This window comes from Paraburkholderia sp. RL17-347-BIC-D, from assembly GCF_046027915.1.
GTDB lineage: Bacteria > Pseudomonadota > Gammaproteobacteria > Burkholderiales > Burkholderiaceae > Paraburkholderia.
In genome coordinates this window covers 18,758-43,348 of the sequence record NZ_JARESS010000062.1, presented here as the reverse complement: position 1 = coordinate 43,348, position 24,591 = coordinate 18,758, and the positions used below count along the sequence as shown (strand labels likewise).

Sequence of the window (24,591 nt, the reverse complement as noted above, 5' to 3'; positions counted from 1 at the left end):
TTCTGGCCTCGGGGGTGTTCGGGACGTCGCGGAACAGAGCAGGTGTATCAGGATCGCTTCGACGTTGTTGTACGGGAGAGACTAGGGATGAGTAAAAAGCCGGGCGCGCGATTCCGGGCCCGGCTGCCGTCGCTCGACTCAGCGATGCGCCCAACCGGCGTCATCAATGATTTGCGCCCGGAGTGAACGACCGAGGTTCGTGCACTGCTCCTCGGACGCGAATTGCCGTTCCGGCGTCGCAGCGTCAGCATTCGGCCGCGCAGTTCGATGCAGGCCTGCAGTACGGTTAGAGTCTTTGCTTGCTGCTGATGCACTGGCCGATAGCCCACTTTCCCGAGCGATGCTGAAGTCGAGTCTTCCTCTTCGGAACTCAGTCCTTCTAGTAGTGCCCCTCACCCAAAAAGAACGGTCGGTCGACGTCGGCCGGCGACTGAACCTCTGCATGCCCACACGGTTCTCGGACAGGTAGCGGTTACTCAGACATAGTGCTTGCGTGGATGGTCGCGCATCTCAGCGAGCGATGCTTCCAGCCGCGTCGTCCTCTCGATGCGGTTCATCATGGGGGCGTCGTCTGGATTGGACGTGGTCCAACGATCCGGCGTTGGAGCAGTGTCGATACGGAGACAATGAGCGGTCAAATCACCGGCGCGTGGCGCCGCCCGGTTGCGATCTTATTGTGCTGGGCCATCAATAGGACCCAGGTGAGCATTCGGACCCCTGCCAGCTGGTAGTAACCAACGCACAACACCGCAAAGAGAGACCGCCGGGTGTCTCCCTAGAACGAGACAGCTACATCAAAAAAATGGCGAAGCAGGCGGGTGCGGGCATCAATTTGCTGCGCTGGCCATGACGGCTCATATTCATCAATACGCTAGATACGTTGTATGAACCGTGGCAGCCGCTTCAGCCGGAATTCTTCCGGCAAGCCGTACGACTCCCACGCCGCAAATTAGAGGAAGCCACTCTAGTTAGGCTCGATTTTTTTGACTCAAACCGCGGACTCGTCCGGCCGGTCGTGCAAACGTTGCGGTTCGCAGTGGAGGGCTCCCAGCCTCCCGCGATGTCGGATTACCTTTGAAAACATCACGACTGCGACATGCTTGCGCGTGCAGTCGTCGCGCCGCTATAAACGGTGGATGCTTATCACGGTCGTGTTCCCTCAGGTGGAACCGCTAGACAGCTGAGCGCCGGCAAAAAACGATTGCCTTCATATGCATTATCTATCTAAATAATTAATCAATAGTTCATCATGCATCGCATCGCATCGCATCGCATCGCATCGCATCGCGTGTCCTCGCGTGATCGGAAGTCCCGAATGCGCGTCCCGAGCAAGAACACGCTATACGCGTCTCAGTTCGACGCACGGGGGAAGCTCTGACATTGCTTTCACGATACTTGCGAAAACTGTTGCGCTCCGAGTGAATACTGTCCACTGATCCGCTGCAAAACCTTCGAAAGTTTCGACCCTCGATCTTTGCCAGAGTTGGCCGGACGCCGAAGTCACAGCCCCGTAAGCCCATCCTTAGCGACGCCGACATTGAGGGCGACACCATCGATCAGCAGTAAGTCGTTCGGTTTATCGTCACCGTAGACGCGCGTGACAGTGCGTGCATCGGTCACGTGGAAGGTGCCGACGCCGCGCATGCAGGAGCAGTTTTCGTGCTGTTGCGGGGAGGACGCCAGCAGCGCGGAGCTTTACGGGCACCTCCACGACCCGCTCGAATGCCTAGCTACGGTTAGGCTTGCAGGGGCGGTATACACGAAGCGGACTTCTGAGATCGACTAAACAGCTTCTCGTGAAACAATTAAACGATCAATGCGGAAGCGAAAAAACGATGCACAAACAATAACTTGGAGGACTTTCGAGGCACGGCTGTCCTTATGTTTCACGACGAGGCGCAGTCTAAGGCTGCGAAATCGACAAGCGCTAACAAAAATCACCGGGCACTACCTTCGCAAACCGCCATGTATCAAATATTACGTATTTTGTAGTTCTAGTCTCGTGCGCCAACCTGTTACCGATGGCTACCGAGTAGCGACGAGGATCGCGCGCTGTGTGTCATTGCGCGAACGCGCGGCGATCGGGTAGGGTGACGGTTTCCACAAAGAAAACAACGGATCGACAATGAACAAACAGGAACTGGTGGATGCGGTCGCTGCGGCGACTGGCGCGAGCAAGGCGGCAACAGGCGAAGCGATCGATGCGTTCATCGGCGCAATCACGAGCGCCGTCAGGAAGGGCGACACGGTTCAACTCATCGGCTTCGGGTCGTTTTCGACGGGAGCCCGCGCCGCACGCGTGGGCCGCAACCCGGCGACCGGCGCCGAAATCCAGATCCCCGCAGCGAAGACCGTCAAGTTCACGGCCGGCAAGGCGTTCAAGGATGCCGTGAACGGATCCTGACAGCGTGCGACAGCCGCCGGTCGGTGATATGCCGGCGGCTGTCCGTTGCGAACACGTCGCTGGTCGCCGACATGTTCCGCGGACCACGCGGGATCGCGCCGGCGTCACCGCCACTCCCGGTGAACCTGCCTGTTTTGGCGTGCGGCTTATCAGCACGACGCCGAACTCGAACACGGAAGCGTTCGCACTCCGGCATGCCTCGCGTCCACACGCCTGGGTATCCTCACTAAAAGGAACATATTGTCAACGCGGCTATTTACACCCCAGCCGCAAGTTGCCAAGCACATGCGTACGCGGGATGCCACCAGCCGCCCGCGACGCATGCTGAATCGACCACGGTTTCGACTTCGCTATGCTGCGCCTACCACTTCGCACCAAGTCGGAACTTGTGCAGCAGTGGCTCCGTATACCCGTTAGGCTGCGACCGCCCTTCAAAAACCAGCGCCTTCGCCGCCTTGAACGCGAGTGATGTGTCCAGATGACCGGCCATTGGCTGGTACTGCGGGTCGTTGGCGTTCTGCGCATCCACCACCTTCGCCATGCGCTGGAACGTTTCGTTCACCAGCGCTTCCGACACCACCCCGTGACGCAGCCAGTTTGCAATGTGCTGGCTCGAAATGCGCAGCGTCGCGCGGTCTTCCATCAGGCCGATATCGTGCATATCCGGCACCTTCGAACAGCCGACGCCCTGATCGATCCAACGCACCACGTAACCCAGAATCCCTTGCGCGTTGTTCTCGATTTCCTTGCAGATTTCCTCATCTGACCACTGCGCCTCTTCGACGACAGGAATCGTCAGCAAGCCATCGAGCAGCTTATCGCGTACGCTGTCGTAGGCGGTCTTTTCCAACTCTTGCTGCACGGCCTGAACGTCAACTTGATGGTAGTGCAGCGCGTGCAGCGTCGCGGCAGTCGGCGACGGCACCCAAGCCGTGTTTGCGCCCGCTTTCGGATGCGCGATTTTCTGTTCGAGCATCGCATGCATCAGGTCGGGCATCGCCCACATGCCTTTGCCGATCTGCGCGCGTCCGCGCAATCCCGAGCTCAAGCCGGCCAGCACGTTATTGCGCTCGTAAGCCGCGATCCATGCCGACGATTTCATATCACCCTTGCGCATCATCGGACCGGCTTCCATTGCGCTGTGCATCTCGTCGCCGGTGCGATCCAGGAAGCCCGTATTGATGAACGCCACGCGCGCCGATGCCGCCGCAATGCACGCCTGCAGGTTGACGCTCGTGCGGCGCTCCTCGTCCATGATGCCCATCTTGATGGTATGGCGCGGCAGCCCGAGCAGATCTTCGACACGGCCGAACAGTTCATTGGAAAACGCGACTTCGGCCGGGCCGTGCATCTTCGGCTTGACGATGTAAATCGATCCGGTCCGCGAATTGAGCTTGTTTTGCAGGTCGTGCATCGCGCCCAGCGACGTCATCACGGCATCCAGAATGCCTTCGGGAATCTCGCGACCGTCGCGATCGACGATCGCCGGATTCGTCATCAAATGCCCGACGTTACGGATAAACAGCAACGAGCGGCCATGCAGTTTCACGGTCGAGCCATCTGGGGCGGTGTATGTGCGGTCGGCGTTCAGGCGACGCGTGAAGGTCTTGCCGTTCTTCGTGACTTGCTCAGTCAGTTCGCCTTTCGCGAGGCCGGTCCAGTTGCGGTAAAGCTGGACCTTTTCGACGGCATCGACAGCGGCAACGGAGTCTTCGCAATCGATAATCGTCGAGACGGCCGCTTCCATCAGCACGTCCTTCACACGCGCAGCGTCGGTCTTGCCGATGGAGTCCGTTGCGTCGATCTGGATCTCGAAGTGCAGGCCGTGATGTTTGAGCAGGACGGCGGAAGGGGAGCCTGCATCGCCCTGATAGCCGATGAACTGCGCGGGGACCTTCAACGCCGACGAGCCGTTCTTGAGCGTGACAGCGAGCTTGCCGCATTCCACGCGGTACGCGATGGCGTCGACGTGCGAGCCGTTGACGAGCGGCGCGGCTTCATCGAGGAATGCGCGGGCGCGCGCGATCACGCGTGCACCGCGCACCGGATTGAAGTAGGCGGTGCGCTCGGCACCGTCGGTTTCGGGGATCGCATCGGTGCCGTAGAGTGCATCGTAGAGGCTGCCCCAGCGCGCATTCGCGGCGTTGAGTGCGTAGCGCTGGTTCGACAGTGGCACGACGAGTTGCGGGCCGGCTTGCCCGGCGATTTCGGTGTCGACATTCTGGGTCGTCGCCTTAACGGCTGCGCTCGCCGATACGATATAGCCGATGCCTTCGAGAAATGCGCGGTATGCCTTCAGATCGCGCACGGGCCCCGGATGCGCGCCGTGCCACTGGTCCAGTTCCGTCTGCAGGCGATCGCGTTCTGCGAGCAGCGCGCGGTTCTTGGGGGCGAGGTCGTGGACGAGGGCAGCGAAGCCTTTCCAGAAGGCTTCGCTGTCGATGCCAGTCCCACTCAACGCCTCATCGTCGACAAATTTGCTGAGAACAGCCGCGACACGCAGCCCGTTTCTGTCGATCATTTCACCCATCATTTGCTCCAACAGTTTCAAATATCAATCAATCAGCCATTGAGGCTGTTTGCCGCGGTTCTGGCCACTTGCGAATCCTGATCCGGTTTGACACCGGACACGCCGACTGCACCCACAACGTTTCCGTCGACCACGACCGGGACGCCGCCCTCGAGCGTGCCGGCCAGCGGCGCGCTCAGGAACGCGGTGCGGCCGCCGTTGATCATGTCTTCGTACTGCTTCGATTCGCGTCGACCGAGCGCGGAGGTACGCGCCTTTTCGGTTGCGATGTAAGCGCCTATCGGCGCACAGCCGTCGAGGCGGAGCAGGGCCAGCAGATGACCCCCGTCATCCACGACCGCGATGGTGACTGCCCACTGGTTTTTCTCTGCTTCCACGCGCGCGGCTTCCAGGATTCGCGTAGCTTCTACAACGGTCAATACAGGTTTGCTTTGCATGTCAGGCTTTCAAGTCAGTGTTTCGGAGTGAAGTGTCGCCACCGGCGCATGCCGGAGGCCGTAATACGTTTCGTGGTGAACGGGGCTATCCACCCAGCGCGCCCTGCGTGTTGACGTGCACCGCATAAATGGACTGCGACGACGCCATGAACAGCCGGTTACGCGCGCGTCCACCAAAGCACAAATTTGCGCAGCGCTCGGGCAGGGCGATCCGGCCAATCATCTTTCCCTGTGGCGAAATAACCATGACGCCATCGAGTTCGTCATTGCCCATGCCCCAGCCGCACCACAGATTGCCGTCGATGTCCGCGCGCATGCCGTCGATCGTGCCGGCGCCCGCGTCATAGAACATTCGGCCTTCACCGATTCCGCGGCCATCCGCGTCCACTTCATAGACGTGGATCATCCGGTTGGGCACACCGCGCGATTCGATGATGTAGAGCAGTTTCTCGTCGGGTGAAAAGCACAGGCCGTTCGGTCCTTTCAAGTCGCGAGTGACTACGGACGCTTCGCCAGTCATGCCATCAATTCGATATACGGAGTGGGGGAGTTCCTGCTCCGCCTTGATTCCTTCGTAGTGTCCGGAGATGCCCATCGGCGGATCCGTGAACCAGATAGAACCGTCCGACTTCACGACCAGGTCGTTGGGGGAATTAAGCGGCTTGCCTTCAAAGGAATCGAGAAGGACGGTGATGCTGCCGTCGTACTCAGTGCGTGTGACGCGGCGGCCGTGCTCGCACGTAACGAGCCGCCCTTGTCTGTCGCGGGTGTTGCCATTCGCGTAGTTGGAAGGTTTCCGGAACACGCTGACTACGCCCGTTTCCTCCTCCCATTTCAGCATCTGGTTGTTCGGAATGTCGCTCCAGAGCAGGTAACGTCCATCGCCGAACCATACCGGGCCTTCGGTCCACCGGTAACCGGTAGCCAGCCGTTCGACGGCCGAAAAAGCCACGCGGTATTTATCGAAGGAAGGGTCTAGCGAAATCACCCGTGGGTCGGGGTATCGCTCAGCTTGTTGCCACATCTCACTCTCCTGTTCAGGCCCCGGCATTTCCGCCTATTGCGGCGGCACGACCGCTAGTATAAAGGGAAATGAGTAAGCGCTTTCTCTTGAATTAGTCCATGAAGTGCCATAAGATGCCTGAAATTCTTGAGCCGAGAGCAGTGACGCATCGGCCGTAGCGGTTATGTAAGAAAGCGATTACTCGTTTCGTGCGTTTTTTGACCGCCCGGCGCAAATTTCTAGAAGGGCAATGCCTGATGACTGAGATGACGAGCAAGAACGTAACCGGGCCGGTGATTCGGTTGCATCCCGCTGACAATGTGGTCATTGCGCGCATCGACGTCGCAATCGGTACGCCGGTTCCAGCGGAAGATTTTGTTTGCCGCAGCCAGGTGGCCGCAGGTTATAAGATCGCGGCGACGCCTATCAAAAAGGGCGAACCGGTTCGCAAATACAACGTGGTGATCGGTTTCGCCGCGACGGATATTGCGCCAGGCACGATGGTCCATAGCCATAACGTCGAGTTCCGTGAGTTCGACCGGGACTACGCATTTGGAGCGGACTACCAGCCCGTCGAGATGGTGCCCGAAGCCGAGCGCGCCACGTTCCAGGGCATCGTGCGGGATAACGGCGAGGTTGCCACGCGCAACTACATCGGCGTGTTGTCGACAGTCAATTGTTCCGCCACGGTCGCGCACAGAATCGCCGAATGGTTCACGCCGGAGCGCCTGGCGGACTACCCCAACGTAGATGGTGTGGTCGCGTTCACGCACTCGATCGGCTGCGGCATGGAAATGAGCGGTGAGCCGATGGCGCTGCTCCGCCGGACGATGGCGGGTTACGCGCGGCACCCCAATCTTGCCGCGGCGCTGATTGTCGGGCTGGGATGCGAGCGCAACCAACTGGCCGGACTGATGGATCAGGAAGGTCTGAAAGCTGATTCGCGGCTGCACACATTCATCATGCAGGAGAACGGCGGCACCCGTCAGACCATCGAGGCCGGCGTAGCGGCGGTCCGGGCGCTGCTGCCCGATGCCAATCGCGTGAAGCGCACGACGGTTCCTGCAAGTCATCTGAAAATCGGTCTGCAATGCGGCGGCTCGGACGGCTTTTCCTCGATCACCGCCAATCCTTCGCTTGGTGCGGCGATGGATTTGCTGGTCCGTCATGGCGGCACCGCCATCCTTTCCGAAACACCCGAAATCTACGGCGTGGAGCATACGCTCACGCGGCGTGCGGTCAGCCGCGAAGTCGGCGAGAAACTGGTTGAGCGGATCCGCTGGTGGAAAGACGAGTATTCGGTCGGTCGAGACGTTCAGATCAACGGCCAGGTCAGCCCCGGCAATCAGGTGGGCGGACTGGCGAACATCTTCGAAAAGTCGATCGGATCAGCGATGAAAGGCGGCACCGGGCCCCTCATGCAAGTGTATCGATACGCCGAGCTGGTGAAGCAATCTGGACTCGTATTCATGGACACTCCCGGCTTCGACCCCGTCTCCGCGACGGGTCAGATTGCGGGCGGCGCAAATCTTATTGCCTTCACGACAGGGCGCGGTTCGATGTTCGGCGCCAAGCCCGTGCCATCGCTGAAACTCGCCACCAATACGCCGATGTACACGCGTCTGACCGAAGACATGGATCTTAACTGCGGAGGGATTCTGGATGGCATCGCGTCGATCCACAGCACGGGCCAGAAAATCTTCGACGCTATTCTTGCCGCCGCGTCGGGCGAGCGCACAAAAAGCGAAATGCTCGGACTGGGTGACCACGAATTCGTGCCATGGCAGATCGGCATCATGAGTTGAGTGCGCAGTGGCTCAGCGCATTGCGAGGGCGAACGGCCATTTACACCTATAAGTAAAACCGTCGCCCGTAGGCAGTCGAACAAATGGCGGAGACAGCCTGTGAGTACCCAAACCCCGGCAATACAAATACCTGACAGCGCGACAAGCAACTCGATCTACACGCGAGTGACCTGGCGCTTCATGCCCTTGCTGTTCGTCTGTTACGTGGTGGCGTATCTGGATCGGGTCAACGTGGGCTTCGCCAAGCTCCAGATGCTCAGCGATCTGAACTTCAGCGAGGCGATGTATGGCTTCGGCGCGGGCATCTTTTTCATCGGGTATTTCTTCTTCGAAGTGCCGAGCAACTTGCTGCTGCACCGGCTCGGCGCGCGCCGCTGGATCGCCCGGATCATGCTCACGTGGGCCGTGCTCTCGGCCGCGACCGCGTGGGTCACCACGCCCACGATGTTCTACGTATTGCGTTTCTTTCTGGGCGTGGCCGAAGCGGGCTTTTTCCCGGGGCTGGTGCTGTATCTCACCTACTGGTTTCCATCGCACCGGCGCGGCAAGATGATTGCTTTCCTGATGGCGGGCAATCCGGTGGCGGGCATTGTCGGCGGCCCGATTTCCGGCTTCATCATGCAGCGCCTCGCGGGGCACGCGGGCCTTGCCGGCTGGCAGTGGCTGTTCATTCTGGAAGCCGCCCCCGCGCTGATCCTCGCAGCCGTCATTTTCTGGTTCCTCGATGATCGGGTGAAGGACGCAAAGTGGCTACCGGCTCAGGACCGCGACTTCATAGCGTCGGAAATCGATGCAGAAGCACGCACCAAAAGCCACGGCTCCGTGCGCGAGGTCTTCACGTCGCTCAAAGTCTGGACCTTGTGCACGATTCTCTTCGGTATCGTGATGGGCTCCTATGCAGTTGGCTTCTGGCAGCCAACCATCATAAAGAGTTCCGGAATCACGGACGCCTTCACCATCGGCCTGCTCACGGTCGTGCCTTATCTTGCCGCCCTGATTCTGATGATTGTGGTCGGCCGCCACGCGGACCGCACGCGTGAACGCCGCTGGCACGTCGTGTTGCCGCAATGCATGGCGGCTGCGGGGTTCGTGATGTGCGCCTACGCGGGCAACAATACGTATATTGCGTTGCTTGGCCTGACGCTTGCCGCTTCGGGCGTGATTACGGCCTTACCCATGTTCTGGGCCTTGCCCACTTCCTTCCTCGGCGGCACCGGTGCGGCGGCCGGCATTGCCTTGATCAATTCGACGGGCAATCTCGCAGGCTTCGTAAGCCCTGCGCTGGTGGGGTGGCTAAAGACGGTCACGCATTCTCTTGATTCGAGCCTGTTCCTGATTGCGGGGTCGCTGATTGTCTCCGCAGGTCTCATCCTGACGCAGCTTCCCGCCAGGCTTGTCAACAAGTAGTACCTCCATGGCACTCGAGAGAAGTGCCAGATAGCAACATTCGGTATCCTCAATTACATGGAATAGAGACAACATGAAGACTGGGAAGTATCGCTACGTTGTCGCCTTGCTGCTGTTTATCGCGGGCGCGATCAATTACATGGACCGCGCGGCGCTTGGCGTGGTCGCGCCTGTCCTGAACAAGGAGCTGAATCTTTCGCCGTCGCAACTCGGCGTAGTGTTCAGCAGTTTCTTCTTCGGCTATTCCATCTTCGCATTCGTCGGCGGACAACTCGCCGACAAGTATGGGCCGCGCCGGGTCTTCTCCTGGTCGATGGGGGCGTGGTCCATTCTCTGCGGGTTGACCGCGGCCGCGACTGGATTCGGCACGTTGCTGATCTCCCGGGCGCTGTTCGGCTTCGGCGAAGGTCCGATGAATTCGACGACCAACCGGACCATCACCAACTGGTTTCCCCGGCATGAAACCGCGACCATGGTCGGCTTTACGTTTTCAGGCCAGACGGTAGGCAGTGCGATCGCCGGGCCGGTGGTGGGACTGATTGCGATCGCCTACGGCTGGCGCACGTCGTTTGTGATCATCGCGGCGTTCGGGCTGGTGTGGATCGTCGCCTGGCGCATGTTCGCTACCGACAAGCCGGCGCAAAGCAGGCGGGTCGGCGAGGCAGAACGCGAGATGGTGGAAGCGAGCCGCAGTGCGGCACATCCTGCGGAAGGCGGCGAGGAAAGCACGCCGCTGCGCAGCTACCTGTTTCGTCCGAGCACGCTCGCGCTTGGCGTCGGCCTGTTCGCGGTGAACTACACGCTGTTCGTGTTCATCTCTTGGATGCCGAGCTATTTCACCAACGCGCTGCATCTCGACATGAAGCACATGAGCTTTCTGAGCGCAGTGCCATGGGCATGCGGCGGGATTGGATACTTCGGTGGCGGCCTGCTTGCCGACGCGTGTTTCAAGCGCATGAGCAACAAGCTGCTGGCGCGCAAGGTCTCGGCGATCGTGCCGCTCGCGCTGTCGGGTCTCGCCCTGGTGGGCGTCAGCATGGTCGATTCCGTGACTCCCGCAGTACTGCTTGTCGCGTTCGCCGTACTGTTTCTGACGGCTTCGTCGCAAGCGTGCTGGGCTACCATGCACGAGCTTGTGCCCGGCAGGCATCTTGGGGGCGTAAGCGGCTTTGTTCACCTGATGAGCAACATCTCGGGCATCGTCGGTCCGACCATGATGGGTTTGGCGGTCCAGTACCTGGGTGGTTACAGCAGCGGCTTCATGCTCGGCGCGGCGGTCGATCTGGTCGGCGTGCTGGCAATGCTGCTGGTCATCGGCCGGCGCGCGGCAGGCGAGACAGCCGGGCCGCATACCACCGCCGCATAAACGGTCCGTCCCGCCACGCAAGGAGCCGGGAGGCGCAGGCGGAGCCACCCGCCCGCGGCCGTACGCGTGGCCGCGCGAGTATCTCGTTTTTTTCGAGTCGATCTACTGCCATGAAACATGTCATCGTTGAATCCGAGCAAACCGATTATCAGACACGTTCGCGGATCGTTTCGGTGGAGGCGCGCACCATCCGCGTGCCGCTTGACCGCCACACTGCATTCTCGACCCGCCTCGTCACTGCCCGCGACTACACCGTAGTACGCGTCACGACAGCCGATGACCATCACGGCATCGGCTTTTGTTACAGCGGCAACCGCGCCGGCATGCTGGTCACGTATGCCGTGCGCGAACTGTTTGCGCCGCTGTTACGTGGGCGCTCCGCGCTCGACGTCGAAGGCTCGTGGTGCGCCATGTACGACGAGTCGCTGCTGCAAGGGCGTGCGGGCTCAGTCATGCGGGCGCTGTCCATCATCGACATCGCCTTGTGGGACCGCAATGCACGCGCTGCCGGCCTGCCGTTGAGCCGCTATCTCGGCGGCACATCTAGCGCCACTGTGCCGGCCTATGCCAGCGGTGGTTACTATCTGGAAGGCAAGACGCCGGAGCATCTCGGCGAGGAAATGGCGGGCTATGTGGCGCTGGGGTTTCGCGCGGTGAAGATGAAGGTAGGGCGGCTTGATCCGCGCAGCGAGGAAGCGCGGATCAGGGCAGCCCGCGAAGCGATCGGCGATGACGTGCTGCTGATGCTCGATGCCAACAACGCATGGTCCGACGTTCCGACCGCGCTCGAATACATGCGCCGGTACGAGCCGTTCAACCCGTACTGGATCGAAGAGCCGTTCAGTCCCGACGACATCGAGAGTCATGCGCAACTGAGCCGACGCACGCCGGTGACCGTTGCGACCGGCGAGATAGAAGCGGGGCGTTGGCGGCATCAGGAGCTGCTCGACAAGCGCGCGGCCATGATCCTTCAGTCGGACGCGGCGGTATGCGGCGGGATCAGCGAATGGCGGCGGATTGCAGCGTCGGCCGCGGCCGTGGGTGTGACGATGTGTCCGCACTGGTTCCACGATCTGCACGTGCATCTGGTGGCGTCAACGCCCAATGCGCGTTATGTCGAATTTTTTCCTGACGATCAGGTGCTGAATTTCCGCCGGCTGGTGGACACGCAGCTGTCGTTCGCAGACGGCAACCTGACCGTGCCGACTCGTCCAGGCCTCGGATTCGACTTCGATGAAGCCGCGCTGAACGAATACGCGCTAGACGATTGGGCCTGAAGCGGAAGCCATGGATAGCTGGAAAATACCACCGGTTGCGCATGCAACCGGCGGGTGTTTCTTCAGGGCATCAGGCGGTGACTTCGACCCCTGGCATTGAGAAGCCGATTTCGCGGAGTGCGGCGGCGAGCGCGTCGCATTGCACTGGTGTCAGATCGACGAGAGGAGGGCGGACGACGCCCCAGTCGGCATCGTTCGAATACACGCCGATCGCCGCCTTGAGTGCGGGAATCATCGGGAATTTGGCGAACACCGCACGCGTGGCATCCAGTGCTGCCTGACGGGCATCGGCGTCGGCCGATTGCCAGTGACGATACAACTGCACGATAGCCGCCGGGTTGACGTTTCCGGTTGCCGTGATGCAGCCAACGCCGCCCGCCCGCATGGTGGCCAGCAGGAAGGTCTCGCTGCCGGCGAACACATCGAAGCCATGCGGCTGGAAGCGCTCGAGCATGGCCTGCGTGTTGCTCCAGTCGCCCGAACTGTCCTTCACGCCGGCGATCACGCCCGGGAAAGCAGCGAGCAGCCGCTCGATGAGCGCGAGGCTGAGCGGCACCTGGGACACGGGCGGGATGTGATACAGATAAATGCGCAGTGCGTCGGAACCCACGCGTTCGATGATCTGCGCATAGCTGCGGAACAGGCCTTCGTCGGTGACGCCCTTGTAGAAGAACGGCGGCAGCGTCAGCACATGATTCACCCCTAGCGAAAGCGCATGGCGTGTTAGTTCGACCGTGTCGGTGAGGGCCGAGCAGCCTGTGCCCGGCATCAGACGATCGAGCGGAATGTCTGCGCCAACCAACGTTTCGAGCAGCTTCATTTTCTCGCTGACGGCGAGCGAATTCGCTTCCGAGTTGGTCCCGAAAACAGCGAGTCCGACGTCCTGTTCGATCAACCATCGGCAATGACGGACATAGCGGTCGTGATCCGGAAGAAGGTCTCTTGTGAACGGCGTGACCACGGGCGAGTAAACGCCGCGGGGTCGGTTGACTGAAGTCATCGCGTGTTCCTTTTGATTGAAGTGAGCGTGTTTCGCGCCATTCAGCCCGGGATCTGTTGCGCAGACGAGCGGGCGTGGAGCGCTTCGGGATTGACACAGGTCGACGAGAGTTGGCCGTCGAGTGCGTCGATGAGATTGCGTACCGCGCGCATGGCCATGTTTTCGCGCGTCTGTTGCGTAGCGGAACCGATATGCGGCACCGCTACCACGTTCGGCAACTGGAGCAGCGGCGAGTCCTGCGACACCGGTTCGCGTTCGAACACATCGAGACCGGCGCCGCGAATGCGGCCTTCACGAAGATGTTCGATGAGGGCGACCTCGTCGACGACCTGGCCGCGAGCGCAGTTGATGAGGATGGCCGACGGCTTCATGGTCCCGAGTTCGGCGCTGCCGATCAGCCGCTCGGTGGCGGGCGATAGCGGCACAAGCACGCAAACGAAGTCCGCAGTGGCGAGCAACTCGGGAAGCGGCCGCCATTGCGCGCCGTAGCGCTCCTCTGCTTCCGGGTTGCGGGAGCGGTTGGAATAGATCACGTCCATGCCGAAGCCAAGAGCGGCGCGCTTGGCGACCGCGCTGCCAATGCGCCCAAGCCCGACGATTCCCAGCGTTGTGTGGTGCACGTCGACACCGAATTGCGCCTCGCCGACAGTACGCGTCCATTGGCCGCGCCGTGTCCAATCGGCAAGTTCCGAAATGCGCCGGGCGGTTGCGAGGATCAGGCTGAATACGAGATCGGCGGTGGTTTCGGTGACTTCCTCCGGCGTATTCGTCAGTACGATGCCGCGGCGTGAGAGTTCAGGGACATCGAACGCGTCGAAGCCGGCCGAAATCGTGGACGCGACCTCGAGTAGAGGCGCCGCATCGAGGATCTCCGGCGTTATCTTGAGATTGTTGCCGACCATTGCGTGAGCCGCGCCCAGTGCTTGCCTGAACGGCGCGAGGTCGCCGGATGAAACGTCGACCAACTCGACGGAGCAGTGCTCACGAAGGAGCCCCAGCACGGCAGGAGGCAACGAACGATAGGCGACGACATGCTTCATGAAGACCTCGGCGGAAGGCTGTTGGAGAGTGGATATGCGGCACCGACCGCAACACAAAAGAATCGCTTGCGGAGAGACTATAAGTATCGGTAACATTCCCGTCAAGATTATTGATAATGTCATCGACGATTCAGGAGCGACAATGAGCGAGAAGAAAAGCGGCTTGCGGCAGGGGCTGACGAACTACGGCGATGAAGGTTTCTCGCTATTTCTGCGGAAGGCGTTCATCAAGGGGGCGGGCTATACCGACGACGCGCTGTCGCGTCCCATCGTGGCCATCGCGAACACGGGCAGTGCCTACAACCCATGCCATGGCAACGCGCCGCAGTTGATCGAGGCGGTAAAACGCGGCGTGATGCTGGCTGGCGGCCTGCCTGTCGAATTCCCGACGATCTCGATCGCCGAGAGCTTTTCGCATCCGACCAGCATGTACCTTCGCAATCTGATGTCGATGGACACGGAGGAGATGATCCGGGCCCAGCCGATGGACGCGGTGGTGCTGATCGGCGGCTGCGACAAAACCGTACCGGCCCAGTTGATGGGCGCGGCGGCGGCGGGCGTTCCCGCCATTCAGCTGGTGACGGGCGCCATGCTCACGGGCTCGCATCGCGGCGAACGGGTTGGGGCATGTACGGACTGCCGTCGCTTCTGGGCGAGTTTTCGCGGCGACCAGATCGACGAAGCCGAGATCGAAGCCGTCAACAATCAACTCGTCGCAACGGTGGGGACCTGTTCGGTGATGGGAACGGCAAGCACCATGGCCTGCATCGCGGAAGCCTTGGGCATGATGCTGCCGGGTGGTGCGTCCGCGCCAGCCGTGACCGCCGATCGCATCCGCATTGCGGAGCGCACCGGCGCGCAGGCTGTGGCGATGATCGGGCGGGACCTGAGTCCGACGGCCATCCTGACGCCCAAGGCGATCGAAAACGCATTGCGGGTGCTGCTCGCAATCGGCGGCTCGACCAACGGCATCATTCACCTAACGGCAATTGCGGGCCGGCTCGGGATTCGCATCGACCTTGAGCAACTCGACCGGATGGCGCGCGAGACGCCCGTCCTCGTCGATTTGAAACCGTCCGGACAGCACTACATGGAAGACCTGCATCGTGCCGGCGGGCTGACCACGGTGATGCGCGAGATGAAAGGCCTGCTGCATCTCGACGCGCTCACTGTGACCGGCCGTACGCTCGGCGAGGAGCTGGATGCCGCCCCGGCGAGCTTCCCGCAGGAAGTCGTCCGCCCGTTTAACCGCCCGATCTTTCCGCAAGGCGGTATTGCGGTGCTGCGTGGCAATCTGGCGCCGGGCGGCGCGATCATCAAGCAGTCAGCGGCAAGCGCCAGCCTGATGGAGCATGAAGGGCGGGCCGTCGTCTTCGAAGACGCGGAGGATCTGGCTCGTCGTATCGACGACCCGGAACTGGACGTGGAAGCACATGACGTACTCGTGCTCAAGCGGATCGGTCCGGTCGGTGCACCCGGGATGCCGGAAGCCGGCTACATTCCGATCCCGCGCAAGCTCGGCCGCCAGGGTGTCAAAGACATGGTGCGCATTTCGGATGGCCGCATGAGCGGCACGGCGTCCGGCACAGTGGTGCTGCACGTCACACCTGAAGCGGCCATCGGCGGTCCTCTCGCGGTCGTACAAACTGGCGACCGCATTCGCCTGAGCGTGGCAGAACGGTCTATCGAACTTGCCCTCAGTGACGAGGAAATCGCGGCTCGTCTTGCCGCGTTGCCGGCGCGCCAGGCCGACCCCGACGAGCGTGGTTATCGCAAACTCTTTCTGACCACGATCACTCAGGCCGACGAGGGCTGCGACTTTGACTTTCTGCAAGCTACCCGGATTACCGCGACCGTTCCCGGCAACGGAAACAAGGGTTAAAGATCATATTTTCGTATAGGCTCGCGGCTTAGATCATTTTGCGGATCCTTTCTATGAGCAACGCTGCCAAGCCCAAACGCTCCGCTGCACCCACTGCGAAGACGGTCGAACGCGACCGCAATATCGACGAGACGCTGCGCAGCGTCTCAGACGAGCTCGAGGAGCAGATCGTCCTTGGCGTTCTGCATCCGCGCGAACGGCTCGTCGAAGACGATCTGTGCGAGCGCTTCAGCCTGAAGCGCCACGTCGCCCGTCTGGTGCTGGCGGAGGTGGAGCGGCGCGGCCTGGTGGAGCGCCGCAAGAATGTAGGTGCGCTGGTCAAGTCGTTTACACCGCGCGAGGTCATTGAACTGTATGCGCTACGCGAATTGCTGGAAGCAGACGCGGCGCGACGCATCGTTTTGCCGGTCAGTAGCGAGGCGCTCGATGCGCTGACGGCAATTCAGGCAGAGCACGACGAAGCGGCCATCGCCGGCGACCTGCGACGCGTCTTCCGCGCGAACATGGCGTTTCACCATGCGTTCTTTGCGTTGTCGGAAAGCCAGGTTCTAACCGAGGCGATTCGCGAGTATGAACGCCGCACGCATGCGATCCGTTCAGTATCCATCGTGTTTCCCCAGTATCTGGAGAAGGCTCGTGCCGAGCATCACCAGATGATCGAGGCGCTCCGGACCGGCGACCGGGAATCGTTGATCAAGTTATGCCGGGACCATTTGGTGCCATCGCGCGATGCGTATCTCGAAGCGCATCATCGCCGCTCGGCTGGCTACGCCGTACAGAAAGGCGAAACCGATTAGCTGTTTTTTACCTGAATCACAGAGAGGGTATCAATGACTCGAGTACTGATCACCGGCGCGGCCGGTCACATTGGGCGCGTGCTCCGCGCCGGTTTCCAGGGCCACTATGCGCTGCGCCTCGCCGATATTGCGCCGCAGGCCGAGGCACAGGCAGGCGAGGAAATCGTGACGGCGAACATCACGCGCCTGGAGGATCTTCTGGCGGCCATGGAGGGCGTCGACGTCGTCGTGCACCTCGCCGGCATCCCCGACGAGGATCGCTGGGAACGCATCCGCGATATGAACATCGAAGGTTGCTACAACGTGTTCGAAGCGGCGCGGCAAGCGGGCGTCAAGCGCGTGGTGTTCGCGAGTTCAAACCATGCAGTGGGTTTTCATCGTCGCGACCGGATGATCGACAACAGCGTCGAGCCGCGCCCTGATAGCCGTTACGGCATCTCGAAGGTGTTCGGCGAGGCGCTTGGCCGGATGTACGCCGACAAGCACGGCATGTCGGTTGCGTGCATCCGTATCGGCTCGTTCCGCCCGGACAACAGGCCGACCGTACCGCGCCACCTCTTCACATGGATCAGCCATCGCGACATGGTGCAGGTGACGCGCCGCTGTATCGACTATCCGGACTTCCACTTCGCGGTCGTGTACGGCGTATCCAATAACGCGCGCAATCGCTGGGACAATGCCAACGTGCGCTATCTCGGGTACGTGCCGGAAGATGATGCCGAACTCTATGCGGCTGAGATCGCGGCAACGGGAAAGACGGAAGATGCGCGTGAAGCGCTGTTTCATGGCGGCCCCGGCTGTCTCGTCGAATTCGACGGCGATCCGCTCCTGATGGATTGAGGGTGGCGGTCTATCGTCGGAACGATTGCACCGCGTTAAAGCAGGTACTCGTGGATCAGCTTCCTTCATGAGCCTGCGACAGGAAGCAGTTGGACGTTGAGCCTGTGCGTCCACACTCGAGTCCCGCCGCGAAAGTGCGCCTCGGTTCGCACCGGTCGCACTTGTTCGCAGGGGAGATCTTCAGGCGACTTCCCGCGCCCCGTTCATCCGACCAGCGGGCCCACCTCGAAAATGAAGTTTGCAACGCCATCCACCCCGCCTGCGACCTTGTCGCCTGGGCGTAGTGCGCCGACGCCGGCGGGTGTTCCGCTGAAGATCAGGTCTCCCGGCTTCACGGTCACGGCCTGAGACACGTAACTGATGATGTCCGCGACAGGCCAGATCATTTCGCTGAGATCGCCTTGCTGACGGACTTCTCCGTTCACGGACAACCATATGCGGCCAATGGATGGATGCCCCACCTCGGACGTCGGTTTGATCTCGCTCACTGGCGCAGACGCGTCGAAGCCTTTTGCCCAGTCCCACGGGCGGCTCAGTTTCTTCGCCGTCGCCTGAAGATCCCGGCGTGTCAGATCGACACCGACTCCATAGCCCCAGACAAAATCGAGTGCGTCTTCGCGGGCGATGATCTTTCCTTCCTTGCCGATCGCAATGACGAGTTCAATCTCGTGGTGCAAGTCGGAGGTCAGGGGCGGATACGGAAGGACGCCGGTCGCTGGCACGACTGCATCGGCAGGCTTGGAAAAAAAGAACGGAGGGTCCCGGTCCGGGTTGGCGCCCATTTCGCGCGCATGCTCTGCGTAGTTGCGTCCGACACAGAACACGCGGCGCACGGGAAATCGGCTCGTCGAACCGCTGACAGCAACGGAGGTGATCGTGGGTGGTGTCACCGAGTATTCGGTCATGGTAAGCCTCGCAAGTAGTATTGGCCTACCTACGATATCGCCCTGCGAACCTGCCGAGCAGGACAAATCCGCTGAACACCAGGACGATCTTACGGTGCTTCCTTGCGCGCGGTTGCCCCGCCGTTTCGTTGACGCGCACTCCGGTGCATGTCGCGAAAGTCGCTCGGCGACTGACCGACCGACTGACGAAACCGCCTCGAAAAATAGGCCTCGTCGCGATAGCCGACCAGAAACGCGATGTCCTTGATGCGCCGGTTGTCGTTTGCCAGCAGTTCCTTTGCGCGTGCGATGCGTCGCTCGGTCACCCACTCGACAAACGTCCGGCCCGTCTCTTTCTTGATCAGATGCGTAAGATAGTTCGGCGATAGAAACGCAGCGGCGGCGGCAGAGGTCAGAGACAGCGTGTTGCTCGCGAGATGGGCATCGACATGACGGTCCACACGGACCAGAGCATCTCGTCGGCCGAGTCTCTGGACGTTGCGCGAGGAAAGCCGAAGTAGCTGATCCGCGTGTCGCTGGCATACGATCCCAATCAACTGGAGAAGGTATCCGCGCAGGAGGGCGCTCGCACCAAAGCGCCGTGTCTCATTGACCTCCAGCATACGTGACAAAACCGGCTCGATTTCGGCGAGATCGGCGTCCGCCAGAATGAAGTCGATGTACTCCTGAAGCCTGAACGGCGCGAGTTCGGGTGCCTGCGTAATCGACACATCCTCGAGGTCCAGGGGACCCGCGACTCCGTCCGTATTGGCGCGTAGAAACGCTTGCGTAAAGTTGATGACAATGAAGCGCGAATGCGCGGGATGCGGTATCAGATGCAAGCGATGCGGCAGGATAAAGGCGACCGCACCCGCAGGAAAAGGTCGGCGTACTCCGCCGATGTGCTGTTCGGTATCGCCGCCGAGGTTGATCTGAATCTGAAAATATTCGTGCTTGTGCGGCTCTTCAATTGCGGGGCGTGAGGCTTGGTCGCGTATGTAGAAATCGAGGCGATCGCTTCGCTCAGGCATCGCGTAAGTGCGTGATGCCGCCGCCCGTGAAGCCTTCATGGCTGCATGCTCCAATTGATTCAGGGTACTGTATCAGACCATATGTCGTCGTGTGCAGACGCACCGCTGTGAAGCGGTGGGCGCAGGCCGCTCAGTCGTTGTGCAGCGTGTCGATAATCGCCTGCGTGATGCCGCGCCGGTCATACGACGCGCGCTGGATCATGCCGACCGTGCGCAGCACCGGCGAATTCGAAATCGGCAGCACGCGTAGTAAGGGATCGTTTTGCCAGTTGCCGCGATGCAGAAGCGGCAGCACCGCGACGCCGACATTTTCGCGCACCAGCGCGACGATTGTCTCGATCGAGTTGAGTTCGAGGTATTCGTTGACCGTCAGGCCGACTGTCTGCAGTGCATGCTCGACGACGCGCCCGGTGCGCACGCGGCGGTCGAAGCGCAGAAAGGGGTGGCTGCGCAGAATTCGCCGCGGGTCGTTGTCACCGATTTCGCGGCTGACCACCAGCATCAGCGGCTCCGTGTATAGCGTCGTCCACTTCAGCGTGTCAGGCAGCGTCATGTCGGCACGCGCGACGACCGCCGCGATATCGACCTCACCCGCCTCGACCATCCGCGCCAGTTCGTCGGAGCGCGACGACAGCAGCCGCACATCCAGTTGCGGATGCGCGGCCTTCAAACGCGCGATGACCAGCGAGAGCGCGCCGATCACCGACACCACCGCGCCGATGGTCACTGGCCCGACCATCGAATCCGCCGGCGTCGCTTCGAGTTCGTCCAGGAGGTCGAAAATCTGCTCGACCTTCGGCCAGATATCTTGTCCGTGGCGGCTCAGCGCGATCTGCCGACCGCTGCGGTCGAACAACTGGCGGCCGAGCGCCTGTTCGAGCCCGCGCATCTGCAAGCTGACCGCCGCCTGGGTCAGCGCGACGCTCCGGGCCGCTGCCGCGAATGATCCGGTGCGCGCGATGGCCCGAAAGGTTCTCAACATGCGCAGGGTCGGCATCGCTCATCCCCAAGAAAAAGTTAAGTATCAGTAAGAAATATTAATATTTTCTGTCGTCAAGCGCACCACATAATCGCCGCGAGGACAGCCTTGAACAGGACTACCAGCTCGATATGGAGTTTCCCAGCATGACCGATGCCGCCCGCCGACCGGTTCTGGAGGTGCGCGGCTTTTCGTTGAAGTTCTCGCGCGCTGCCGAGGTACCGAACCTCGTCCACGACGTGTCGTTCTCAGTCGGCACTGGCGAGACACTATGCATCGTCGGTGAATCGGGTTGTGGCAAGAGCGTGACGTCGCTCGCGCTGATGGGTCTGCTCGCGAGCCCGCCTGCACAACGCGTCGCCGGCACCGCGCATTTCGAAGGCAAGGACCTGTTCTCGCTAACCGAGCGCGAACTGGCTGATATTCGCGGCAACCGGCTGTCGATGATCTTTCAGGAGCCGATGACGTCGCTGAACCCGGCGTTCACGGTCGGCGACCAGATCGCCGAAAGCATCCGGCGACATCGCGATGTCGAGCGCGGGCAGGCGCGCGAGCAGGCGCTCGAAATGCTGCGGCTCGTGCGGATCCCGGCGCCGGAAACCCGGCTCGATGCGTACCCGCATCAGCTCTCCGGCGGTATGCGCCAACGCGTGATGATTGCGATGGCGCTCGCGAACCGCCCGCGCCTGTTGATCGCCGACGAGCCGACGACCGCGCTCGACGTGACGATCCAGGCGCAGGTGCTGGCGCTCGTGAAAAATCTGCAAGCCGAGACCGGCACCGCGATGGTGTTGATCACGCACGATCTCGGCGTCGTCGCTGAAGTCGCCGACCACGTCGCGGTGATGTACGCGGGCCGCATCGTCGAATACGGCACCGTTGCCGATCTGTTCGACGACCCGCAGCATCCCTACACGATCGGCCTGATGGGCGCGATTCCGTCGGTCGGTAAGCGCGAAGGCGCGCTCGCGACGATCCGCGGTTCGGTGCCGTCGCCCGAGTTGATGCCGAACGGCTGTCGCTTCGCGCCGCGCTGCCCCTTCGCCGAGCAACGCTGCATCGACGCCGCGCCGCCCGACAAGGTGATAGCCGGTGTGCATCGCGTCGCGTGCTGGCTCGCTCCGGTCGAACAGGTTGCCGCGCCGCTGTTGCGAAAGGAAATTGCATGACGACGCCCAATACACCGACGCCGCACGCACACCCGGCCTCGAATTCGCAGACGCCGATCATCGAGGCGCGCGCGCTGACGAAGCATTTTGGCGGTACGCGGCATCTCTTCACACGCTCGCCAACCGTCTATGCAGTCAACGACGTGTCGTTTGCGGTCGACCCCGGCGAGACGTTTGCGATCGTCGGCGAATCGGGCTGCGGCAAGTCCACACTGGGCCGCCTGCTGCTCCGTTTGATCGACTCGACGGACGGCCGCGTCTTCTATCAAGGCAACGACATCACGCATCAGCAAGGCGCGCCGCTGCGGCGGCTGCGCCGCGAAATGCAGATCATCTTTCAGGATCCGTTCGCGTCGCTGAATCCGGGCATGACGATCGGCCAGATCGTCGGCGAGCCGATCGCGCTGCACGGGCTCGCGCGCAACGGCGCCGAGCATCGCGAGCGCGTCGCGCAACTGCTGCGCACGGTTGGCCTGCAACCGGCCTACGCGGACCGTTTCCCGCACGAATTCTCCGGCGGCCAGCGACAACGGATCGGGATTGCGCGCGCATTGGCCGGCGAGCCGAAGCTGATCGTCGGCGACGAGCCGGTGTCGGCGCTCGACGTCTCGGTGCAGGCGCAGGTGATCAATCTTCTCGAAACACTGAAACAGGATCTCGGCCTCACGCTGATCATGGTCGCGCACGACCTCGCGGTGATTCGCCACATGAGCGACCGCGTCGCCGTGATGTATCTCGGCGAGATCGTCGAGCTCGCTGAAGTCGATGCACTGTTCGACGCGCCGCTGCATCCGTACACGCAAGCGCTGCTGCGCGCGATTCCGGCGAGCAGCCCGCACGAGCGGCGTGCAAAGCCTGCGTTGTCCGGCGATCTGCCGAGTCCGACCGCGCCGCCTTCCGGTTGCCGTTTCCATACGCGCTGTCCGCATGCGAAGCCGCACTGCGCGCAAGCGCGGCCGATCAGCGAACGGCTCGATGACGGACGGCAGGTCGCATGCCACTTCTGGCGCGAGATCCAGAACGCCGGCGGCGGCGCACCGCTGGCCACGAGCGTCAGCCCGAAATTGATCGAGCGGCTCGCGATCTACCGCGACCGCCAGACGATGCTGGCCGCGGGCGGCGTCGATTGAGCCGGTGGTCGAGATGAAAATCGGGTGAAGAATCGAGCTACCGCCGCTGCGCTGCCCGCTCACCAAACCGTTTTGTGAATTGGAAAACAAAGGGAAGTCCTCATGCGAAGAATGTTGATTGCCGCGGCGCTCGCACTCAGCGCCACCGGCGCGATGGCCCAGACCAGCCAGACGATACGGATCGGCTTGCAGGACGACATCGGTTCGCTCGACCCCGCACGCAGCGTGCAGCTCGTCGACCGGATCGTATTTGCGTCGCTGTGCAACGCGCTGGTCGATATCACGCCCGACCTGAAGATCGTGCCGATGCTGGCGACGTCGTGGACGACGAGCGCCGACGGCAAGACGCTTACGTTCAAGCTGCGTCAAGGGGTGAAGTTCCAGGACGACGAGCCGTTCAATGCGGCCGCCGTCAAGGCGAACCTGGACCGCGACCGCACGTTGCCGACGAGCAACCGCAAGAGCGAACTTGCGTCGGTCGATCACGTCGACGTGATCGACGACTACACGGTCGCAATCGTGTTGAAGCAGCCAGACGCCGCGCTGCTCGCGACGCTGACCGACCGCGCCGGCATGATGCTCGCGCCTAAGACGCTGGCCGATCCGGCTGGCGTCGCCGCGCATCCTGTGTGTTCGGGCCCGTACAAGTTCGTTCAGCGCGTGCAGAACGATCGCGTCGTGCTAGAGAAATTCCCGGGCTACTGGGACGCCGACAAATACCCGGTCCAGCGCGTGATCTTCCTGCCGATTCCGGACAGCACCGTGCGCCTCGCAAACCTGCGTTCGGGTTCGCTCGACATGCTTGAGCGCCTCGCGCCGTCCGATGTCGCGTCGGTCAAGAGCGACGCGAGCTACAAGTTCGCGCCGGTCAGCGGCTTCGGCTATTACTACGTTACGTTCAACATCGGCAACGGCAAGCGCAGCAACGCGCTGCTGAAAGACAAGCGCGTGCGGCAGGCGTTCGAACTCGCGATCGACCGTGACGCGATCAACCAGGTGATCGGCGCGGGCATCTTCGCGCCGGCGAATCAGGCGGTGCCGAAGTCGAGCCCGTACTACAACGCGTCGCTGCCGATGACGCATCGCGACGTCGCGAAGGCGAAGGCGTTGCTGAAGGCGGCGGGCCACGAGCACGTCGACATCGAGTTCACTTACCCGAACAACACGGTGTCGAGCCAGATCGTGCAGATGATGCAGGCGATGGTCGGCGAAGCCGGCTTTAACCTGAAGCTGCGGCCGACCGACTATGCGACCGAGCTCAATGCCGCGCACAGCGGCGACTTCGAGGCGATGTACCTCGGCTGGTCGGGCCGTGTTGATCCGGACGGCAACCTGCATCAGTTCAACACGTGCGCCGGCAACCTCAATTACGCGCATTACTGCAACGCCGAAGTCGACCAGCTGCTCGACGCCGCGCGCGTGAAGCTGACCGCCGCGGACCGCAAAACGCAGTACGACGCGGCGTCCAGGCTGCTCGCCGACGACGATCCGATCATCTACGTCTACAGCCAGCCGTGGCCGTTCGAACTGTCGAAGAAGGTGCAAGGCTTCACGCCTTATCCCGACGGCCTGATCCGCCTACGCGGCGTCAGTGTCAAGGGCTGAGCGAT

General features: G+C 61.7%; 21 protein-coding genes. 12 read left to right on the top strand and 9 right to left on the bottom strand.

Annotated elements, in window-relative coordinates:
- On the top strand, positions 1 to 186 hold a 186-nt coding region (locus P0D96_RS41625), incomplete at its 5' end, for a hypothetical protein (protein WP_408319690.1).
- A gap of 1,314 nt (positions 187 to 1,500) precedes the next feature.
- On the opposite strand, the gene P0D96_RS41620 is transcribed toward P0D96_RS41625, so the two are convergent.
- Positions 1,501 to 1,644, bottom strand: a complete 144-nt coding sequence (locus P0D96_RS41620; protein ID WP_408319689.1) for a hypothetical protein — start codon at positions 1,642 to 1,644, stop codon at positions 1,501 to 1,503.
- Between the two features lie 481 nt (positions 1,645 to 2,125).
- Between P0D96_RS41620 and P0D96_RS41615 the strand changes: the two genes are divergently transcribed.
- Positions 2,126 to 2,404, top strand: coding sequence for an HU family DNA-binding protein (locus P0D96_RS41615; RefSeq protein WP_408179739.1), 279 nt, complete (start codon positions 2,126 to 2,128; stop codon positions 2,402 to 2,404).
- A gap of 361 nt (positions 2,405 to 2,765) precedes the next feature.
- Here P0D96_RS41615 and P0D96_RS41610 read toward each other — a convergent pair whose 3' ends face one another.
- The 3 genes from P0D96_RS41610 to P0D96_RS41600 form a co-directional block, all read right to left on the bottom strand.
- A complete protein-coding gene (locus P0D96_RS41610; RefSeq protein ID WP_408319688.1) occupies positions 2,766 to 4,925 on the bottom strand; it encodes a malate synthase G in 2,160 nt (719 codons plus the stop codon).
- A 41-nt stretch (positions 4,926 to 4,966) separates the two neighbouring features.
- Positions 4,967 to 5,371, bottom strand: coding sequence for a heme-binding protein (locus P0D96_RS41605; RefSeq protein WP_408179741.1), 405 nt, complete (start codon positions 5,369 to 5,371; stop codon positions 4,967 to 4,969).
- Positions 5,372 to 5,456: 85 nt separating this feature from the next.
- Entirely contained in the window at positions 5,457 to 6,395 is a 939-nt protein-coding gene (locus P0D96_RS41600; RefSeq protein ID WP_408319687.1) for an SMP-30/gluconolactonase/LRE family protein, read from the bottom strand.
- A gap of 236 nt (positions 6,396 to 6,631) precedes the next feature.
- Here P0D96_RS41600 and P0D96_RS41595 point away from each other — a divergent pair, with 236 nt between their 5' ends.
- From P0D96_RS41595 to P0D96_RS41580, 4 genes are all read left to right on the top strand, one after another.
- Entirely contained in the window at positions 6,632 to 8,179 is a 1,548-nt protein-coding gene (locus tag P0D96_RS41595) for a UxaA family hydrolase (protein ID WP_408319686.1), read from the top strand.
- A 99-nt stretch (positions 8,180 to 8,278) separates the two neighbouring features.
- A complete protein-coding gene (locus P0D96_RS41590; protein ID WP_342960174.1) occupies positions 8,279 to 9,586 on the top strand; it encodes an MFS transporter in 1,308 nt (435 codons plus the stop codon).
- Between the two features lie 73 nt (positions 9,587 to 9,659).
- Positions 9,660 to 10,952, top strand: coding sequence for an MFS transporter (locus P0D96_RS41585; protein ID WP_408319685.1), 1,293 nt, complete (start codon positions 9,660 to 9,662; stop codon positions 10,950 to 10,952).
- Between the two features lie 110 nt (positions 10,953 to 11,062).
- A complete protein-coding gene (locus P0D96_RS41580; protein ID WP_408319683.1) occupies positions 11,063 to 12,229 on the top strand; it encodes a mandelate racemase/muconate lactonizing enzyme family protein in 1,167 nt (388 codons plus the stop codon).
- A 70-nt stretch (positions 12,230 to 12,299) separates the two neighbouring features.
- Here the strand turns inward: P0D96_RS41580 and P0D96_RS41575 are convergent, their stop codons facing one another.
- Both P0D96_RS41575 and P0D96_RS41570 read right to left on the bottom strand, forming a co-directional pair.
- Positions 12,300 to 13,229 carry a dihydrodipicolinate synthase family protein gene (locus P0D96_RS41575; RefSeq protein ID WP_408179745.1) on the bottom strand — a complete coding sequence of 310 codons (930 nt, stop codon included), beginning with the start codon at positions 13,227 to 13,229 and terminating at the stop codon, positions 12,300 to 12,302.
- 41 nt (positions 13,230 to 13,270) lie between these two features.
- Complete coding sequence (locus P0D96_RS41570) at positions 13,271 to 14,269, bottom strand: 2-hydroxyacid dehydrogenase (RefSeq protein ID WP_408179746.1); 999 nt, start codon at positions 14,267 to 14,269, stop codon at positions 13,271 to 13,273.
- Positions 14,270 to 14,411: 142 nt separating this feature from the next.
- On the opposite strand from P0D96_RS41570, the gene P0D96_RS41565 reads away from it, so the two are divergent.
- From P0D96_RS41565 to P0D96_RS41555, 3 genes are read left to right on the top strand one after another with little or no spacing between them, the layout of a single operon-like run.
- On the top strand, positions 14,412 to 16,151 hold the full coding sequence (locus P0D96_RS41565) for an IlvD/Edd family dehydratase (protein ID WP_408179768.1): 1,740 nt from the start codon (positions 14,412 to 14,414) through the stop codon (positions 16,149 to 16,151).
- Between the two features lie 53 nt (positions 16,152 to 16,204).
- Positions 16,205 to 16,948: a GntR family transcriptional regulator gene (locus P0D96_RS41560; RefSeq protein WP_408319681.1), complete on the top strand. Its 744-nt coding sequence runs from the start codon at positions 16,205 to 16,207 to the stop codon at positions 16,946 to 16,948.
- Between the two features lie 33 nt (positions 16,949 to 16,981).
- A complete protein-coding gene (locus P0D96_RS41555; RefSeq protein ID WP_408319679.1) occupies positions 16,982 to 17,788 on the top strand; it encodes an NAD-dependent epimerase/dehydratase family protein in 807 nt (268 codons plus the stop codon).
- A gap of 203 nt (positions 17,789 to 17,991) precedes the next feature.
- Here the strand turns inward: P0D96_RS41555 and P0D96_RS41550 are convergent, their stop codons facing one another.
- From P0D96_RS41550 to P0D96_RS41540, 3 genes are all read right to left on the bottom strand, one after another.
- The gene (locus P0D96_RS41550) at positions 17,992 to 18,693 is read right to left on the bottom strand and encodes a fumarylacetoacetate hydrolase family protein (protein ID WP_408319678.1); all 702 of its coding nucleotides are present in this window, start codon (positions 18,691 to 18,693) and stop codon (positions 17,992 to 17,994) included.
- 89 nt (positions 18,694 to 18,782) lie between these two features.
- Positions 18,783 to 19,742 carry a helix-turn-helix transcriptional regulator gene (locus P0D96_RS41545; protein ID WP_408319677.1) on the bottom strand — a complete coding sequence of 320 codons (960 nt, stop codon included), beginning with the start codon at positions 19,740 to 19,742 and terminating at the stop codon, positions 18,783 to 18,785.
- 91 nt (positions 19,743 to 19,833) lie between these two features.
- Positions 19,834 to 20,700 carry a LysR substrate-binding domain-containing protein gene (locus tag P0D96_RS41540; protein ID WP_132379797.1) on the bottom strand — a complete coding sequence of 289 codons (867 nt, stop codon included), beginning with the start codon at positions 20,698 to 20,700 and terminating at the stop codon, positions 19,834 to 19,836.
- A 128-nt stretch (positions 20,701 to 20,828) separates the two neighbouring features.
- Between P0D96_RS41540 and P0D96_RS41535 the strand changes: the two genes are divergently transcribed.
- From P0D96_RS41535 to P0D96_RS41525, 3 genes are all read left to right on the top strand, one after another.
- Positions 20,829 to 21,851, top strand: a complete 1,023-nt coding sequence (locus P0D96_RS41535; RefSeq protein ID WP_408179751.1) for an ABC transporter ATP-binding protein — start codon at positions 20,829 to 20,831, stop codon at positions 21,849 to 21,851.
- The gene (locus P0D96_RS41530; protein WP_408319676.1) at positions 21,848 to 22,981 is read left to right on the top strand and encodes an ABC transporter ATP-binding protein; all 1,134 of its coding nucleotides are present in this window, start codon (positions 21,848 to 21,850) and stop codon (positions 22,979 to 22,981) included. Before P0D96_RS41535 ends, P0D96_RS41530 begins: the two co-directional genes overlap by 4 nt.
- Before the next feature lie 102 nt (positions 22,982 to 23,083).
- A complete protein-coding gene (locus P0D96_RS41525; protein ID WP_408319675.1) occupies positions 23,084 to 24,586 on the top strand; it encodes an ABC transporter substrate-binding protein in 1,503 nt (500 codons plus the stop codon).
- Positions 24,587 to 24,591 lie beyond the last annotated feature (5 nt).

Coding starts and splice junctions, on each gene's coding strand:
- P0D96_RS41525 (WP_408319675.1), top strand. CDS start 23,084: ATGCGAAGAATGTTGATTGCCGCGGCGCTCGCACTCAGCGCCACCGGC.
- P0D96_RS41530 (WP_408319676.1), top strand. CDS start 21,848: ATGACGACGCCCAATACACCGACGCCGCACGCACACCCGGCCTCGAAT.
- P0D96_RS41605 (WP_408179741.1), bottom strand. CDS start 5,371: ATGCAAAGCAAACCTGTATTGACCGTTGTAGAAGCTACGCGAATCCTG.
- P0D96_RS41620 (WP_408319689.1), bottom strand. CDS start 1,644: ATGCGCGGCGTCGGCACCTTCCACGTGACCGATGCACGCACTGTCACG.
- P0D96_RS41585 (WP_408319685.1), top strand. CDS start 9,660: ATGAAGACTGGGAAGTATCGCTACGTTGTCGCCTTGCTGCTGTTTATC.
- P0D96_RS41610 (WP_408319688.1), bottom strand. CDS start 4,925: ATGATCGACAGAAACGGGCTGCGTGTCGCGGCTGTTCTCAGCAAATTT.
- P0D96_RS41565 (WP_408179768.1), top strand. CDS start 14,412: ATGAGCGAGAAGAAAAGCGGCTTGCGGCAGGGGCTGACGAACTACGGC.
- P0D96_RS41575 (WP_408179745.1), bottom strand. CDS start 13,229: ATGACTTCAGTCAACCGACCCCGCGGCGTTTACTCGCCCGTGGTCACG.
- P0D96_RS41550 (WP_408319678.1), bottom strand. CDS start 18,693: ATGACCGAATACTCGGTGACACCACCCACGATCACCTCCGTTGCTGTC.
- P0D96_RS41555 (WP_408319679.1), top strand. CDS start 16,982: ATGACTCGAGTACTGATCACCGGCGCGGCCGGTCACATTGGGCGCGTG.
- P0D96_RS41535 (WP_408179751.1), top strand. CDS start 20,829: ATGACCGATGCCGCCCGCCGACCGGTTCTGGAGGTGCGCGGCTTTTCG.
- P0D96_RS41545 (WP_408319677.1), bottom strand. CDS start 19,742: ATGAAGGCTTCACGGGCGGCGGCATCACGCACTTACGCGATGCCTGAG.
- P0D96_RS41540 (WP_132379797.1), bottom strand. CDS start 20,700: ATGCCGACCCTGCGCATGTTGAGAACCTTTCGGGCCATCGCGCGCACC.
- P0D96_RS41570 (WP_408179746.1), bottom strand. CDS start 14,269: ATGAAGCATGTCGTCGCCTATCGTTCGTTGCCTCCTGCCGTGCTGGGG.
- P0D96_RS41600 (WP_408319687.1), bottom strand. CDS start 6,395: ATGTGGCAACAAGCTGAGCGATACCCCGACCCACGGGTGATTTCGCTA.
- P0D96_RS41615 (WP_408179739.1), top strand. CDS start 2,126: ATGAACAAACAGGAACTGGTGGATGCGGTCGCTGCGGCGACTGGCGCG.
- P0D96_RS41580 (WP_408319683.1), top strand. CDS start 11,063: ATGAAACATGTCATCGTTGAATCCGAGCAAACCGATTATCAGACACGT.
- P0D96_RS41595 (WP_408319686.1), top strand. CDS start 6,632: ATGACTGAGATGACGAGCAAGAACGTAACCGGGCCGGTGATTCGGTTG.
- P0D96_RS41560 (WP_408319681.1), top strand. CDS start 16,205: ATGAGCAACGCTGCCAAGCCCAAACGCTCCGCTGCACCCACTGCGAAG.